Origin of the sequence: Dyadobacter soli (genome assembly GCF_900101885.1) — a bacterium.
In the GTDB taxonomy this organism is placed as follows: Bacteria; Bacteroidota; Bacteroidia; order Cytophagales; family Spirosomataceae; genus Dyadobacter; species Dyadobacter soli.
The window spans coordinates 451,330-466,471 of the sequence record NZ_FNAN01000002.1; the positions used below are offsets into that span (position 1 = coordinate 451,330).

General features: G+C 49.9%; 13 protein-coding genes. All 13 read left to right on the forward strand.

Annotated elements, in window-relative coordinates; translation table 11 throughout:
* Positions 1-12 precede the first annotated feature (12 nt).
* On the forward strand, positions 13-1,407 hold the full coding sequence (locus tag BLQ88_RS04185) for an O-antigen ligase family protein (RefSeq protein WP_090147003.1): 1,395 nt from the start codon (positions 13-15) through the stop codon (positions 1,405-1,407).
* 21 nt (positions 1,408-1,428) lie between these two features.
* Positions 1,429-2,352, forward strand: a complete 924-nt coding sequence (locus tag BLQ88_RS04190; RefSeq protein ID WP_090147005.1) for a glycosyltransferase — start codon at positions 1,429-1,431, stop codon at positions 2,350-2,352.
* A 2-nt stretch (positions 2,353-2,354) separates the two neighbouring features.
* Positions 2,355-3,539 (forward strand): glycosyltransferase, encoded by a 1,185-nt coding sequence (locus tag BLQ88_RS04195; RefSeq protein WP_090147007.1) that lies wholly within the window; start codon positions 2,355-2,357, stop codon positions 3,537-3,539.
* Positions 3,540-3,577: 38 nt separating this feature from the next.
* Entirely contained in the window at positions 3,578-5,161 is a 1,584-nt protein-coding gene (locus tag BLQ88_RS04200) for a glycoside hydrolase family protein (protein ID WP_090147009.1), read from the forward strand.
* Between the two features lie 48 nt (positions 5,162-5,209).
* The gene (locus BLQ88_RS04205) at positions 5,210-5,842 is read left to right on the forward strand and encodes an acyltransferase (protein ID WP_090147011.1); all 633 of its coding nucleotides are present in this window, start codon (positions 5,210-5,212) and stop codon (positions 5,840-5,842) included.
* Between the two features lie 30 nt (positions 5,843-5,872).
* Complete coding sequence (locus BLQ88_RS04210; protein ID WP_090147013.1) at positions 5,873-7,144, forward strand: glycosyltransferase family 4 protein; 1,272 nt, start codon at positions 5,873-5,875, stop codon at positions 7,142-7,144.
* A gap of 4 nt (positions 7,145-7,148) precedes the next feature.
* The gene (locus tag BLQ88_RS04215) at positions 7,149-7,850 is read left to right on the forward strand and encodes an acyltransferase (RefSeq protein WP_090147015.1); all 702 of its coding nucleotides are present in this window, start codon (positions 7,149-7,151) and stop codon (positions 7,848-7,850) included.
* Positions 7,837-8,970, forward strand: a complete 1,134-nt coding sequence (locus tag BLQ88_RS04220) for a DUF1972 domain-containing protein (protein WP_218132888.1) — start codon at positions 7,837-7,839, stop codon at positions 8,968-8,970. Before BLQ88_RS04215 ends, BLQ88_RS04220 begins: the two co-directional genes overlap by 14 nt.
* A complete protein-coding gene (gene rfbC / locus BLQ88_RS04225) occupies positions 8,942-9,490 on the forward strand; it encodes a dTDP-4-dehydrorhamnose 3,5-epimerase (RefSeq protein ID WP_090147016.1) in 549 nt (182 codons plus the stop codon). Before BLQ88_RS04220 ends, rfbC begins: the two co-directional genes overlap by 29 nt.
* A 39-nt stretch (positions 9,491-9,529) precedes the next feature.
* Positions 9,530-10,585, forward strand: coding sequence for a dTDP-glucose 4,6-dehydratase (gene rfbB / locus BLQ88_RS04230; protein ID WP_090147018.1), 1,056 nt, complete (start codon positions 9,530-9,532; stop codon positions 10,583-10,585).
* A 33-nt stretch (positions 10,586-10,618) separates the two neighbouring features.
* Positions 10,619-11,500: a glucose-1-phosphate thymidylyltransferase RfbA gene (gene rfbA / locus BLQ88_RS04235; RefSeq protein ID WP_090147019.1), complete on the forward strand. Its 882-nt coding sequence runs from the start codon at positions 10,619-10,621 to the stop codon at positions 11,498-11,500.
* 196 nt (positions 11,501-11,696) lie between these two features.
* Positions 11,697-13,331, forward strand: coding sequence for a DUF1800 domain-containing protein (locus BLQ88_RS04240; protein ID WP_090147021.1), 1,635 nt, complete (start codon positions 11,697-11,699; stop codon positions 13,329-13,331).
* Between the two features lie 10 nt (positions 13,332-13,341).
* A complete protein-coding gene (locus BLQ88_RS04245; protein WP_090147023.1) occupies positions 13,342-14,865 on the forward strand; it encodes a DUF1501 domain-containing protein in 1,524 nt (507 codons plus the stop codon).
* The last annotated feature ends 277 nt before the right edge of the window (positions 14,866-15,142 follow it).

The following is a 15,142-nucleotide window of genomic DNA, read 5'->3' on the forward strand; positions in this document are numbered from 1 at the left end:
CAAGTTTTCGTTATGATCAGCTTCATTTTTCTTTTCATATTCATCGCCACGGCCGTTGTATCCTACTATCGGATACAAACCGGCTTTGCGTTGGTGGTAGCCTTCCGGCTATTGATCCCTCCGGTTGTGAGAATAGATCTGAAAGTGGCCGAGATAAGCCTGAACTCCTGCTTCATTCTGATGATCATCGGGATTACTATCCTGAATTTTATCACAAAAAAATTAAAGGTACCCCCATTCACCCGGTCAACCTTGAAGCCTCTCGCCCTTTTTCTGGGCGCCTCGCTGGTGCTGACATTTCTGGGCGGGAAGCTGACTGCCGTGCAGAGCATCAGCAGTCTGATGCAGTTCATCTACACCGAAGTTACCCTCGGCGTTATCGGCTGGATCATCTATAACCAAGAAGAGGACATCCGCCAGTTCGTCAAAATCATAGGATACAGCGTGGTCCTCATGGGCGTGTACGGGTTGTTTTGCTATGTTACCCTTACCAACCCCTACGTGAGCCTGATGAACCTGATCTATTCTCCGAAAATGAATGCATTGGGCTTCATGGAAGAGCAACGGGCAGGTATCGCCGGGAGGATCCAGGGCACAATGCTGCACCCGCTGATCTGGGGAGGGGCCTGTATGCTGCTATTCTACTTCATTACCCTGTCCAGCCGCCGGGCGTCGGTTTACTACACCATTTCGCTGCTGGCCCTGCTTTTCCTCAACGTGGTATTCAGCGGAAGCCGTGCGGCATTGCTTGCATTGCTATTCGGTATCGGATACTATTTCATGGCAAGCAATGTAAGATTGAAATTGCGCCTGGTTGCCTATGGATTGGGCATTTTCACTTTCGTGGCCGGACTGATTTACCTGGTTCCTTCATTCAGCAAGTATCAGTCTTTCTTTGAGAGTACGGTTTATTTCTGGGACGATACCTATCAGAAAACGGGTGCGGTAAAAGGGTCTACTGTCGACTTGCGCGTCAATCAGCTCCACGGCTCGTTTGACATGATCGAATCGTCGCCGATGTTCGGTCTCGGGCAGGGATACACCGCTTATTACAGTTCGAAATATGGTATACACCCTGTGCTTGCCGGGTTCGAAAGTGTGGTTTTCATGTCGCTCGTCGAGACGGGCATTGTTGGACTGATCCTTTGGATTGCGCTGTTCATCGGCTTGTTCAGGGTCGCGCACGAACTGTCGCGCAGGGCCGGAAAATCGCTCTCGCTTGAAACGGCGCTGCTCAGTACATTCCTGGCGTCCTATTGTATTTTCATCGTCTTTACCGGTATTCAATCGACATTTTACCTGTTCCTCATATTGTTCCTGGTACAGGTAAAAAATATCAGAATCAAGCTACCCGCCCGAAAAGCGCCGAAGCCTGCATTGGCCCAGGTGCCATTTGCGGTCAGGTAATGCCAACAAAACTCAACGTCAGTGAAAAACACCACAGCAATCGTCATTTTGAATTACAAAAACTATCAGGATACGATCAATTGCATCAAAAGTATCCTCGATAGCAATAGCCGCGATTATTTCATCATCGTGGTCGATAACGCCAGCAACAACGGTTCGCTCGGAGAAATCGAAAAGCAACTCGCTCCGGTAACGCAGGTTCGTCACTGGGCCGGCCAAACGGATTTCTCGCAGGGCGTTCTTCTGGTAGACAACAAAAACAATTCTGGATACGCGGCGGGCAACAATGTAGGCCTCAGGATCGGGTACCAGCTCGGTGCAACCCACCTGATGGTGCTCAACAATGATACGCTGTTCACGGACGATGCCCTCGATAAGCTCAAAGCCGTCGTGACCGGTGCCGATGACATTATCTGCACGGGCCCGTTGCTGCTGAAAGGCGATGGCGGGATCGATTACAACTGTGCAAAGCGCCGGCCCCGGCCACTCGATTTTTTCCGGTTTTCCTATTTCGGCAAATGGCTGAAAACAGAAGAATGGCGGAAGGAATACTATTACATGATCAAGTATCCCACGCTTAATCAGGTAACCGATGTAGATATTATCTCGGGTTCCTGCATGCTGTTCGATGCGCAGAAATTCGCGGAGATCGGATTCTTCGACGAGCATACCTTTCTGTATTACGAGGAGGCGATCATTCATGAGAAAGCCAGAAAAAAAGGCTGGAAGATGGTGCTCGTACCGCAGGCAAAAGTCGTGCACCTGGGGGCACAATCCACCACCGGGCACAGTACCTCGCTATTCATGCTCAACTGCGAATACAACAGCCTGAAATATTACCTGAAATCACATCGGGGCTTTTCCAATGTGATGGTGGGATTGCTCAGCAGCGGAAGCTGGTGGTTTATCAATATGTATACCGCAAAACGGAAACTGAAATTTTAACGATGGCCCACACAGAAAAGAAGAACTTCCTCTTTGACCTGACGGCCTCGCAACCTAACGAAAGCGGAGCATACCACGGCGGAGGAAAATACGCCAAAAAGATCTATTTCGAGTTTATAGAAAACTTTGACACCAGTCGCTGGGCGATATGGGCATTGTTCGATTCCTCGAAACCGCTCGACGCTGAAATCAGCGAAAAGTCGAAAACAGCCGCTGTGACGCTCATCGACGTAGCCAACCGCAACCTTCCGGAGGTGGTGAATGAGTTATCGATCCACCGGTTTTATTCGGCATTGCCGCTGGGTACCATTTCGTATGGCTTCAACTCGCTCATGAATTCTGCGTGTGAGATTTACGGCACGATACACGGCTTGCGCACACTGGAAACAAAAATCCCGTTCGACGCGCTCCGGTATGAAACCGGGATGAAAGGCAAGGCCGGCCTGCTTGCACGCAAGTTTTTGGAAAAGAAGCTTTACAACCGTGATCTGGAACGCTATGGCTCGCTATTGAAGAATACCAATGTGCTGGCCGTTTCCAACCATACAAAGTATTCCATTCTGTCGCATTTTCCGGCTGTTAGGGAAGTACCGCGGGTGTTTTACAGCCCCGACGTAACCGAGTTCGAAAACCGGGACGAGGACGATTCGAAAGGCTTTGCACTTTCGGGCTACTTCCTGCTGATCAGCGGCAACCGCTGGCTGAAAAACAACCTTAGAAGTGCCGTAGCGCTGGACCAGCTGTTTTCAGAGCAACCCGCATTGCGCCATCAGGTGGTTGTGACCGGTGTAAGCCAGCCCGAAATATTTCTGAGCAGGATAAAGAACAAAGACAGATTCATTTTTTACAAATACGTCAGCGAAGGATTCTTGCAGACGCTTTACAAAAATGCATTTGCCTTCCTGTACATGACCCTCAACGAAGGGTTCGGGTACCCTCCCCTGGAAGCGATGAAAGCAGGCACACCCGTTATTACAAGCCCGTTTACATCCATTATGGAAATATGCGGCGACAGCGTGTTGTACAGCGACCCCTATTCGATTGCGGAGATCAAAAACAGGATCCTGCAAATTACCGATCCCGATTCCCACCGGAATTTTACGATCGCGGGTAAAAACAGGTACGAAAAAATCAAAGAACGGCAGGATAAGGACCTGAAAGAGATGGTCACCTATCTTTTGGCATAGTTTGTTGGAAACCGGGCAGACAACAACCTACTAAAAACATGAGACAAATTGCAAACATCAAAATCCTCTTACTGGCGCTGGTCCTTCCGGCGGCAGGCTTCTGCATGCAGGAGCACGGGGGACCTTCTTTGCAAAAGCCCGGTAAAAATGACCTCGCCCCGTTCCTCTCGGACCGGTATGTCGTTTTGCGTAAAAATCCGCAAGGAAAGCTGGATTCGATCCCCGTTTACATCTCACGGGCTGCCGACGAAGGCCCGCAGCGAGAATGGGGTAAGCAAAAAGGTAAAAGATTTCATTATGTCAATCTGACGATCGCCCCGAATCAGGCGGCTGACCTTCAAATCTATAAAATAGGTTCAAAGGCAGGCAAAGCTGCCGTGAGACCGACGCGCCTGGGTTATCGGGCGCAGGTTGCAGCAAATGCCGGCCAGAATGCAAAGGCCACACTGCGCATGACGAAGGCATCGAAAGTTTCAGTGGAATTCAACGACGATCCCCGGAACATCGACCCGCTGCTGATTTTTGCCAATAATCCGGAAAAGCAGAACCTGGTTCCGGACCTGAAAGACGCTTCCGTGCTGGTGGTGCGGGATTCTGCATCGTTGAAGAACATCCCGCCGGACAAGAAGACCATTTGTTTCAGAGCGGGCCTGACCACCATTGGCCGCTGGACCGTACCCAGACACGTAACGCAAATCTACATTCCCGAGAATGCTATCGTGCGGGGTTATATCGAATGCAACCGCAACGGCAATGCACCTGCGATCACCGTGAACGGGCGGGGTATACTGACCAACCTCGGATGGCCCTACCACTACCCTTCCACGAACGATATCAACCCTTACGAGCATAACAGCAACTGGTACAAGGCGCTATTCGTTTACGGGGGCAGCGGTCACCTGATCGAAGGCATTACCATTACGGACGCAACGGCTTTTGTACTTCTTTTGAATGCCAGCAATTCGCGGATATCCAACGTGAAGATCAACGGCTTCCGCTTCAACAACGACGCCGTCACGGTAATGGGCAGGAACATCGCTATTACCGACTGCTTTCTGCGCGTGAACGACGATGCGATCGTCCCCAACGTGAAAGACAGCCTCAACGTTTCGGAATGTGTATTCTGGCAATTGCAGGCCGGAAGTATCTTCCAGTTCGGCTGGACGCCGCATTCCCTCAAAAATGTAAAAATATCGAACTGCGATGTCCTGCACGCCGAATGGGAATATACCAACGAGAACAGCGGGTTCATCAACGCCATGGGGATGATGAAAAACAATGATGATGCCGTCGTCGAAGACGTTTCGGTACGCAACATCTATTTCGACACCCCGGTAACGCGTTTCCTGGATGTGCAGAATACCCGGAAGAGCAAAAGGAACGAGGCCCATATAGGACGTGGGAAGCCGTGGATTTACAAGAACTGTACGTTCGATAATATCCATTTCAACGAGCCCTTCGACCGGCAAAAAACATTGGTCTATTTTTCGGGCTTCTCAGACCAGTTTCCATCTGAAAGTCTTTCATTCACCAACTTCCATTTTCAGGGCCGGAAGCTAAACGACAGCCAGTTACAGCATATCATCAACGCGAAAAATTTGAAAAACCTGAAAATCCGGTAACGGTACCAGGGCCAGCATCAGTACTCCTCAACGTTAACAAAGAATAGTATGAAAGTCATATTTAAACTCACCTCCTACGGGATCGACTTTTTCATCAAGGCATTAAACAAGTCGCTGTCGTACATCTACAAGCCGCGGTTCGGCCGCTGCGGTAGCAATGTCAAATTTTATCCGCTGTCCTCGGACTTCGTCTACCAGAATATCTTCATCGGGGATGACGTCCATATCAATGAAAGGGCGAGCTTCAAACTATACATTGCCAAGCTCTATATCGGCAATAAGGTTCTTTTCGGACCTAACGTAACCATTCGCGGAGGTGGCCACCCCTATTATCACATAGGACGGTTTATTTTCGATGTAGGCGAAAACGAAAAAAGACCCGACGACGATAAGGACGTCCGCATCGAGGACGATGTCTGGGTCGGGACCAATGTAACTATCCTGAAAGGCGTGACCATCGGGCGGGGAAGTATTGTTGCGGCAGGAGCCGTCGTAACCAAAAGCATGCCGCCCTACACGATCATAGGCGGGGTGCCAGCCCGTAGAATCGGTAACAGGTTCAAATCGGTCGACGATGTGATCGACCACGAAGCCGCGCTGTATGCACCCGGCAACCGGACCAGGCTGGATGTGCTCAACGAAGCATTTGGAATCGCACCGGTATCACTGGCATCACACTGACCTCATTAAAAGCTTTCAAGATCTTATCCAATGAAAATCGTACTAGTAAATTATCGGTATTTCGTTTCCGGTGGGCCCGAACGTTATATGTTCAACATTACGGACCTGCTGACCAAAAACGGCCATGAAGTGATCCCGTTCAGCGTGAAGCACAACAAGAACACGCCTACCCCTTACGAGGAGTATTTCCTCGACCCGATCGGGACAGGAAACGAGATTTACGGACATGAATATAAAAAGGACTTCCGCACGGTTGCGAAAGTTACCTCCCGCATGATTTACTCCTTCGAAGCGAAAAGGAAGATGACGCGGCTGCTCAAAGAGGTAAAGCCGGACCTGGTTTATGTGCTGCAATTCCAGAACAAGATCTCATGCAGCGTCATCGACGCAGCCTATGACCTGAAAATACCTGTTATACAGCGTATCTCGGATTTTGCGCACATATGCGTCGACAATATTTTCTACGACTACCAGAAACAAAAGATCTGTGAGAAATGCCTCCACGGTTCGAAATGGAATGCGGTTGCCAACAAGTGTTCGAGCAATTCCTACCCCAACTCGATCCTGAAAGCACTTGCCCTCAAAGTACAGGATTTCAGAAAAACCAGGGATAAAATCACTTCGTTTATCATACCTGCCAATTTCACGGTCTCCAAGTTTGTCGACTTCGGCGTACCCGCAGAAAAAATTACCCACATCCCGACGTTTTTCAATATGAAAAAGGATGCGGCGCAAAATGTGACTTATGAGGATTACTTCCTGTACGTAGGCCGCGTGGACCCGGACAAGGGCTTGCTGACGCTGGTTAAGGCATTTGAAAATACGCCCTACAAGCTTACCATCGTAGGTTCCTCGACGGACGGTTACGACGACTTCCTGAAAGATTATCTGAAAGACAAGAAGCACAATATCACTTTCACCGGCAAACTGGATTTCCCGGCCATTTCGAAATACCTCCAAAACTGCCTCTGCACGCTTTGCCCGTCGGAATGGTACGACAACCTGCCCAATGCCGTACTCGAAAGTTACGCATTCAAAAAAGCGGTTATCGCGTCCGATCTGGGGAGTCTGAAAGACCTTATCGTGTCCAACGAAACCGGTATCCATTTTACGCCGGGGGATGTCGAGGCACTCAGGAAATCGATTCAATACATGATCAATAACCGCGATCAAGCTATTCGAATGGGTGAAACGGCGTACAATACGCTTGTCTCCGATTACTCGTCGCAGCTGCATTACAACCGTCTGATCGAAGCGTTCGAGCAGGTGGTGTACGGAAAAAGTCTGACCGCAAACGTGTAAATGCATGGTAGTCGAAAAGATCATACGTATTCTCAAAAAAGACCCGAACTATAAGTTTTCGTCCGAGCTTTCGCTTTACGACACGTCTGCGGTTCTCATCCACCGGGCATCTCAGATAGCCAGGGGACTACTTTTGAAACCTTTTGTAAAATCGACAGGGCTCATATTCGTAGGTACGCGCGTGAAGCTCCGGCATAAGAACAACATACGCCTGGGCAAGAATGCGATCATAGAGGACAATGTCCATATCAACGCGTTCTCCAAGAACGGTTTCCGCACGGGCGATAATGTCTCGATCGCACGCGACTCGATCGTCGTGTGCTCGGGCGTGATCCGTCACAAAGGCGTGGGTGTATCGATCGGCAACAACACCGGGATTAATGCAAGGGCATACCTGGGTGGCCAGGGAGGAATCGAGATCGGCGACTCGGTGATCATCGGCCCGGATGTCAAGATTTTTTCAGAAAACCACATTTTCGATTCCCTGCACATTCCCATTAAAGATCAGGGAGAATCCAGAAAAGGGGTCAAAATAAACAACAACTGCTGGATAGGCGCCGGCGCGATCATCCTGGACGGCGTTGAAATCGGCGAAGGTTGTGTAGTAGCAGCAGGATCCGTAGTCACGAAATCTTTCCCCCGGAACTCGGTCATAGGAGGCATACCGGCGAAAACCATTAAAATGAGAGACCATGCGCAAAATTAAACTTGCCATTATCGGCACCCGGGGTATTCCCAATCATTATGGCGGATTCGAACAGTTTGCCGAATACCTCGCCAAAGGGCTTGTGGAGAGAGGGCATGATGTCACTGTCTATAACTCGCATTCGCACCCTTATCAAAAGTCGGAATGGAATGGCGTCAAACTCGTGCATTGCAACGACCCGGAAGATAAATGGGGAACTGCGGGCCAATTTGTATACGACCTGAACTGCATATTGCATACCCGCAAAGAGTCGTACGACATTATCCTGCAATTGGGCTACACCAGCAGCACGGTCTGGGGATGGCTGTTGCCGCGCAAAAATACTATCATCACTACCAATATGGACGGTCTCGAATGGAAGCGTACCAAATACTCCAAGCCGGTACGCAGCTTCCTGAAATGGGCCGAATACCTGGGTACGGTGTACAGCGACCACTGGATCGCCGACTCCCTGGGCATTCAGGATTACCTGACAAAAAAATACAACATCCCATCTACGTATATCCCCTACGGCGCATTTCCGTTTGAAGAACCGGAGATTGACAGCCTGGCCTCCTATGAGCTTTCGCCTTATGGGTACAATATGCTGATCGCCCGCCTGGAACCTGAAAACAATGTGGATACGATCCTGGAAGGCGTTTCGAAGGCAAGCAAAAAACTGCCGTTCCTGGTGGTAGGCAAGCACGCCACGCATTATGGCGAGTACCTGAAAACCAAGTACGCGGCGTTCGGGCATATCCGGTTTGTGGGCGGGATTTATGATATTAATGTCCTGAATAATCTGCGGTTTTATTCCAACCTGTATTTCCACGGGCATTCGGTGGGAGGTACCAATCCATCCCTGCTGGAAGCCATGGCGTCGCAGGCGCTCATATGCGCCAATCAGAACGAATTCAATTCCACCATACTTGAAAAGGACGCGCTGTATTTCAGCAATGCCGGGGAAGTGAGCAAGTGCGTCGACACGGTCGACAAGCAACAATACAGCTCATTTGTCGGCAATAACCTTCACAAAATCAAGCACATCTATGAATGGAATAAAATCATAGATCAGTACGAAAATCATTTCAAAACTATTTACTCAACGCAACATGAAATTCAACAAAACATCCCTTCATGATGTACTGCTGATCACTCCGGCAGTTTTCGGTGATGAACGCGGTCACTTTTTCGAATCGTTCAATTCGGAGCTCTGGAAAGCGCAGGGTTTTACCAACGAATTCGTGCAGGACAATCAGTCGTTTTCGAAAAAAGGGGTCGTTCGCGGCCTGCATTTCCAGAGTGCCCCGCACGCCCAGGGCAAGCTGGTAAGGGTGATCGTCGGAAAGGTACTCGATGTAGCCGTCGACCTGAGGCCCGAATCGCCCACTTTCGGCAAGTATGAGCTTTTCGAGCTGGACGCCGAAAAGGGAAACATGGTATACATTCCCGAAGGTTTCGCGCACGGATTCGCCGCATTGGAAGACAGTATTTTTCAATACAAATGCACCGGGCTGTACCACAAAGCTTCGGAAGGAGGCCTACGCTGGGACGATCCTTACCTCAATATCCAATGGGGCGTCGAAAACCCGATTGTTTCACCCAAAGACCAGATCCTGCCGACATTCGAGCAGGTATTCAAGCCAAGCCTGAACATATAGCGGCGCGGTTCCAGTTTATCACCAGTTTTATCTGAACAAATGAAAAAGATACTCATTACCGGCGGTGCCGGATTCATCGGCTCACACGTGGTGCGCCGCTTCGTAAAAACTTACCCGGAATACCAGATTTTCAACCTCGACACCCTGACTTACGCGGGTAACCTGGAAAATTTGCGGGATATCGAAAATGAGCCCAACTACCAATTCGTGAAGGGCGACATTGTCGACGCAGCGTTTATAGATCAGCTGTTTATTGAAAACAATTTTGATGGCGTGATACATCTCGCCGCCGAATCCCACGTGGACCGGTCCATTTCCGATCCAATGGCATTTGTGATCACCAATGTGGTAGGAACGGTCAATCTTTTGAATGCGGCCCGCAAAGCCTGGAAAGACGATCTTGAAAACCACCTCTTTTACCACGTTTCCACGGATGAGGTCTACGGAGAACTGCACGACCCGTCGGAGTTTTTTGTAGAAACTACCAAATACGATCCACGCTCGCCTTACAGCGCATCCAAAGCATCATCCGACCATTTTGTAAGGGCATACCACAATACCTACAAAATGCCGGTTGTGATTTCCAACTGCTCAAACAACTACGGCCCCAATCACTTCCCCGAGAAGCTGATCCCGCTGATGATCCACAATATCCTCAACAACAAACCGCTGCCGGTGTACGGTAAGGGCGAAAACATCCGCGACTGGCTGTTTGTAGAGGATCACGCGCGGGCGATCGATGTGATTTTCCATAAGGGTAAAAACGGCGAGACTTATAACATCGGCGGCCACAACGAATGGACGAACATCGACCTGGTGAAACTGCTTTGCAAAATTATGGATCAAAAACTGGGCAAACCCGAGGGAAGCGCGGAAGGACTGATCCATTATGTGACAGACCGCGCCGGACATGACCTGCGCTATGCGATCGACGCCACGAAGCTTAAAACCGAACTCGGATGGATGCCTTCGCTGCAATTCGCGGAAGGGCTGGAAAGAACCGTTACCTGGTACCTCGACAATGAAGAGTGGCTTACAAATGTAACCTCGGGCGCCTACCAGCATTACTACGAGGAAATGTATGAAAGCCGTTAATAATCTGTTCAACTATCTCAACGTTTTTTCACGATGAAAGGAATCATTCTGGCGGGAGGATCGGGCACCCGATTGCACCCGTTGACGCTCGCGGTAAGCAAGCAACTCATGCCGGTTTACGATAAACCGATGATCTATTACCCGCTATCGATCCTGATGCTGGCGGGCATAAGCGAAATACTGATCATTTCAACGCCGCATGACCTGCCGCATTTCCAGAAACTGCTCGGAGACGGCAGCCGTATCGGGTGCAAATTCAGCTATGCGGTTCAACCTAGCCCGGACGGACTTGCCCAGGCATTTATCATAGGCGAAGAGTTCATCGGCGACGACAAAGTTGCGCTGATCCTGGGAGATAACATTTTCTACGGCTCTGGTCTTTCCAAGCTGTTACAGGCTAACAACGACCCGGAAGGAGGTGTAATTTTCGCATACCAGGTGCACGATCCCGAACGTTACGGCGTGGTCGAGTTCGACCCGTCCTTCAAAGCATTGTCTATCGAGGAAAAACCGGTGCAGCCCAAATCCAACTACGCCGTGCCGGGATTGTATTTCTATGACAACGACGTTGTCGAAATCGCCAAATCCATCAAGCCCTCGCCAAGAGGCGAATATGAGATTACGGACGTAAACAGGCTGTATCTCGAATCCGGGAAACTAAAAGTAGGCGTGCTCGACCGGGGTACTGCCTGGCTGGACACCGGTACTTTCGAATCATTAATGCAGGCGGGCCAGTTTGTTCAGGTCATTGAAGAACGACAAGGCCTCAAAATTGGTTGTATCGAAGAGGTTGCTTATCGAATGGGCTACATATCCGCCGATCAGTTGAGTGAAATCGCCCAGCCACTGGTAAAAAGCGGCTACGGCAAATACCTTCTCAGGCTCCTGCCTGCACCCGAAGAAGCTGTCCTGTAAGTCTTCTCAACCGGCCGTTTTGACCCGTAATGCGTAAAACGGTCGGTTGCTATACGTAGAATAAATTCTATATTTTTATCGAATTTATTTGACTTTGAGTACATTTTGAGTATACTTTTGTACAAAGTACATTAAGTAGCCGAACGTATACACATGTTCTGCTAACTGTAATGATAACAATTATACAAAAGAACTCATGGCATATCTCGATACTTTTCAGCCCCTGCTAACAGCCGAGACTGCTGCGCATTTGCTCCGAAGAGCCACGTTTGGGCCTACCAAACAGGAAATTGCCAGCTTTACCGGCCTGAGTGCGACAGAAGCGGTGAACAGACTCATCGCCAACGTCGCCGTAACGATCTCACCTCCCCCACCGGTCGACTATGATGAAGGCCAGCCTACCGGCGGACAGCCTTTCCTGGATCTTCCCTACAACAAATCACGTACCAGCACATTCAGCCTGTTTATCCGGTATTGGTGGCTCGGTTTGATGCTACAACAGAACGGGCGCCCGTCGGTATTGGAAAAGCTCACGGCGTTCTGGCAAAACCATTTCGTGGTTATTCAGAGTGTGGTGCTCGACTACCGGCTCACCGATCGATATCTCCGGCTATTAAGGAACAGTTGCCTAGGCAGTTTCAGGACAATGGCCATTAACGTTTCGAAAGATGCCGGCATGCTGATATTTCAGAATGGGAATGAAAATCAGAAAGGCAAACCCAATGAAAACTATGGCCGCGAGTTGCAGGAGCTATTTGTGGTGGGGGTCAAGGACTTTAATGGTAAACCCAATTACACCGAAGACGATGTCAAAGCGGCGGCAAGAGTCCTGACCGGCTGGCAGGTGAAGAACTACCTCGTCGACGCGTCGACATCTTTCGAAGTGATCTACGACCCCAACCGGCACGACACCACCAACAAGACGTTTTCAACCTACTACGGCAACAAGACGATTACAGGACGCTCGGGCCCTACCTCGGGCGATGAAGAACTGAACGAACTGATGGACATGCTTCTGGCGCATCCCGAGTCCCCGAAGTACATTTGCCGGGAGCTCTACCGGTGGTATGTCAATTCCGAGGTTACCCAGGACATTGAAAATAACGTCATCATCCCGCTTGCCAATTTCTTCTCGAGTCCTTCCAATGCATTCAATATTGAAGCCGTCCTGCGGAAACTGCTCACGAGCGACATATTCTATGATGTCAGCAACCGGGGTGCGATGATCAAATCCCCGCTGGATTGGGTCGTCGGTAACATGCGTTTTTTCAATCAGCCCGTTCCCGACATGGCCACGGAATACGTGGCGCACCGCACCTACGTCCAGTTTGCCTACAATTTGATAGTAGGCTTGCAATACAAGCTGCTCGATCAGCCGTCTGTTTTTGGTTATTCACCTTATTATCAGACCGGTTACACCGAGAACTGGATCAACGGTACATCCATTGGCCGGCGCCACCTGCTGGTCGACAGGCTTATTTACCCGACCTCCCAAATCAAACCGGGCTACCTGATCGGCATCGACCTGCTTGGCTGGGTTACCGCTTTGCAACCCAATTTTTCGGACGTCGCGGGCACTCCGCCGCTTACCTGCGAGCAAATCCTCGACAGCTTCCTGGATAAGCTTTTCGCTGTAAGCCTCATACAGCCGGACAAGGACTTTCTGATCGATAACATTATGATGAGGGGAATTTCGCGGCAATCCTGGCTCAAAGAATGGGACAGCTACCGGGCAAACCCCACGAACGCGGATCGGAAAGGCGCGGTATTGTACCGCTTTCAAATATTAATGCGGCACCTTCTTCGAATGGCCGAGTACTACATTTTTTAACCCAGAACTTATGAAAAGGAGAGATTTTCTAGCGGCGGCATCAACGATGATGCTGCCGCTGACAGTGAGTGGTTTTGGTTTTAAGTCTGCAAACCGGAATTCACCCGTTGTGCAAAGCTTATTGAAAAGCAATTTGCTGGCCGACGACCGCGTCTTGGTTATCGTGTATTTAAATGGCGGAAACGACGGGCTCAATACCGTGATCCCCGTGGAGCATTACTCGCGATACCAGAGCCTGAGAAGCAATATAGCGATCCCTGAAAACCAGGTGCTTAAACTCGCATCGAACCCCGAAACCGGCCTTCACCCGGCTATGAGCGGAATGCGTGAAATGTATGATTCAGGCAAGCTGGCTATCATTCACTCGGTAGCATATCCCAATCCCGACCAATCGCATTACCGATCTACCGATATCTGGATGACGGGCGTCGAATCCAACCAATATTCGGAAACCGGGTGGATAGGCAGGTACCTCGACGGGCAGTTCCCGGGCTATCCCGAAAACTATCCAAACCCGTCCATGGACGATCCGCTGGCCATTCAGATAGGCTATGTGAATACCAAGACTTTACTCGGCCCATCGCAGCCGATGAACGTCACCATCGAAAACCCGAGTACTTTCTACCAATTCCTAGGTACAATTCCTTCTGCAACCTCGGGTACTCTTCCTTGCTGCGACGCCGGCAAACGGGTGGAGTTCATACGCAATCAGCAAGCCCTTGCCGTGAGCTATTCGACCGAGATCAAACGGGCGGCAGATGCGGGCAAGAATCTCGCAACCTATCCCGCTGGCGTGAACGACCTGTCTGAACAACTCAAAATTGTGGCCAGGCTGATCCACGGCGGTCTGCGGTCCAAAATCTACTTTGTTGAGCTGCGGGGTTTCGATACGCACGCGACGCAGGTAAATACATCGGATACGCTCACCGGAACTCACGCACAATTGCTGCGGCTGTTATCGGAAGCCATTTCCGCATTTCAGAACGATCTCAAACTTCAGGGTACCGAAAACCACGTGATGGGGATGACATTTTCCGACTTTGGGCGACGGGCCAATTCCAACGCCTCTATGGGCACCGACCACGGCGTAGCGGCGCCCATGTTTGCGTTCGGAACGGGGATAAAGAGGCAGTTGGTAGGCATTAATCCGAACCTCACCAGCGACCTCGACCCACCCACTACTACCCGGTACAACAACAATCAGAACATCAAAATGCAAATCGATTTCCGGCGGGTATATACCGATTTTCTGAAAGACTGGCTTGGTACACCGTCCGATAAAACAAACAGTATTTTGTACAAAAATTTCCCCACCACCTCGCTCTTCTCCGACACGGTGTATTCGCTGGGGTCCGGCATGTGGCCCGACCAGTCGATCTGGTCTTCCGGGAGAATGCCCGGCCCGAAAGATATCGTTGTCATCAACAGCGGACATTCCATTTCCGTCGGCCAGGACATCACCGCCAAAAGCATTCAGGTTGAAGGCAATGGCGAGTTGAATCTTCTGGGAAATTACAAGGTGACAACGTCCTGAGAAATCGGCGCCCGGGGATAGTCGAGTATTATTTCGATAATTTTTAAAATAGGACAATAAACAGTGGCTACAAAATAGTTCTATCATTTTTTGAATATAAACTATTGATTATCCCCAAATTACAATATTAAGGCGGTTAACCTGTTTTGAATTAAGAAAGAAATGCCTTAAACTTGTTACATACCATTCAATGCCTCCCGAATAGGCTGGCTTGTCGGAACTGAGAAATGAAAGTTTTTCCTGACCGATAGCCTGAACAGCCCGCGAAGGAGTTGGT

What these genes read in the sequence shown, in the direction of transcription:
- BLQ88_RS04185 (WP_090147003.1), top strand. Translation starts at nt 13, where the DNA reads ATGATCAGCTTCATTTTTCTTTTCATATTCATCGCCACGGCCGTTGTA.
- BLQ88_RS04195 (WP_090147007.1), top strand. Translation starts at nt 2,355, where the DNA reads ATGGCCCACACAGAAAAGAAGAACTTCCTCTTTGACCTGACGGCCTCG.
- BLQ88_RS04200 (WP_090147009.1), top strand. Translation starts at nt 3,578, where the DNA reads ATGAGACAAATTGCAAACATCAAAATCCTCTTACTGGCGCTGGTCCTT.
- BLQ88_RS04205 (WP_090147011.1), top strand. Translation starts at nt 5,210, where the DNA reads ATGAAAGTCATATTTAAACTCACCTCCTACGGGATCGACTTTTTCATC.
- BLQ88_RS04210 (WP_090147013.1), top strand. Translation starts at nt 5,873, where the DNA reads ATGAAAATCGTACTAGTAAATTATCGGTATTTCGTTTCCGGTGGGCCC.
- BLQ88_RS04215 (WP_090147015.1), top strand. Translation starts at nt 7,149, where the DNA reads ATGGTAGTCGAAAAGATCATACGTATTCTCAAAAAAGACCCGAACTAT.
- BLQ88_RS04220 (WP_218132888.1), top strand. Translation starts at nt 7,837, where the DNA reads ATGCGCAAAATTAAACTTGCCATTATCGGCACCCGGGGTATTCCCAAT.
- rfbC (WP_090147016.1), top strand. Translation starts at nt 8,942, where the DNA reads ATGAAATTCAACAAAACATCCCTTCATGATGTACTGCTGATCACTCCG.
- rfbB (WP_090147018.1), top strand. Translation starts at nt 9,530, where the DNA reads ATGAAAAAGATACTCATTACCGGCGGTGCCGGATTCATCGGCTCACAC.
- rfbA (WP_090147019.1), top strand. Translation starts at nt 10,619, where the DNA reads ATGAAAGGAATCATTCTGGCGGGAGGATCGGGCACCCGATTGCACCCG.
- BLQ88_RS04240 (WP_090147021.1), top strand. Translation starts at nt 11,697, where the DNA reads ATGGCATATCTCGATACTTTTCAGCCCCTGCTAACAGCCGAGACTGCT.
- BLQ88_RS04245 (WP_090147023.1), top strand. Translation starts at nt 13,342, where the DNA reads ATGAAAAGGAGAGATTTTCTAGCGGCGGCATCAACGATGATGCTGCCG.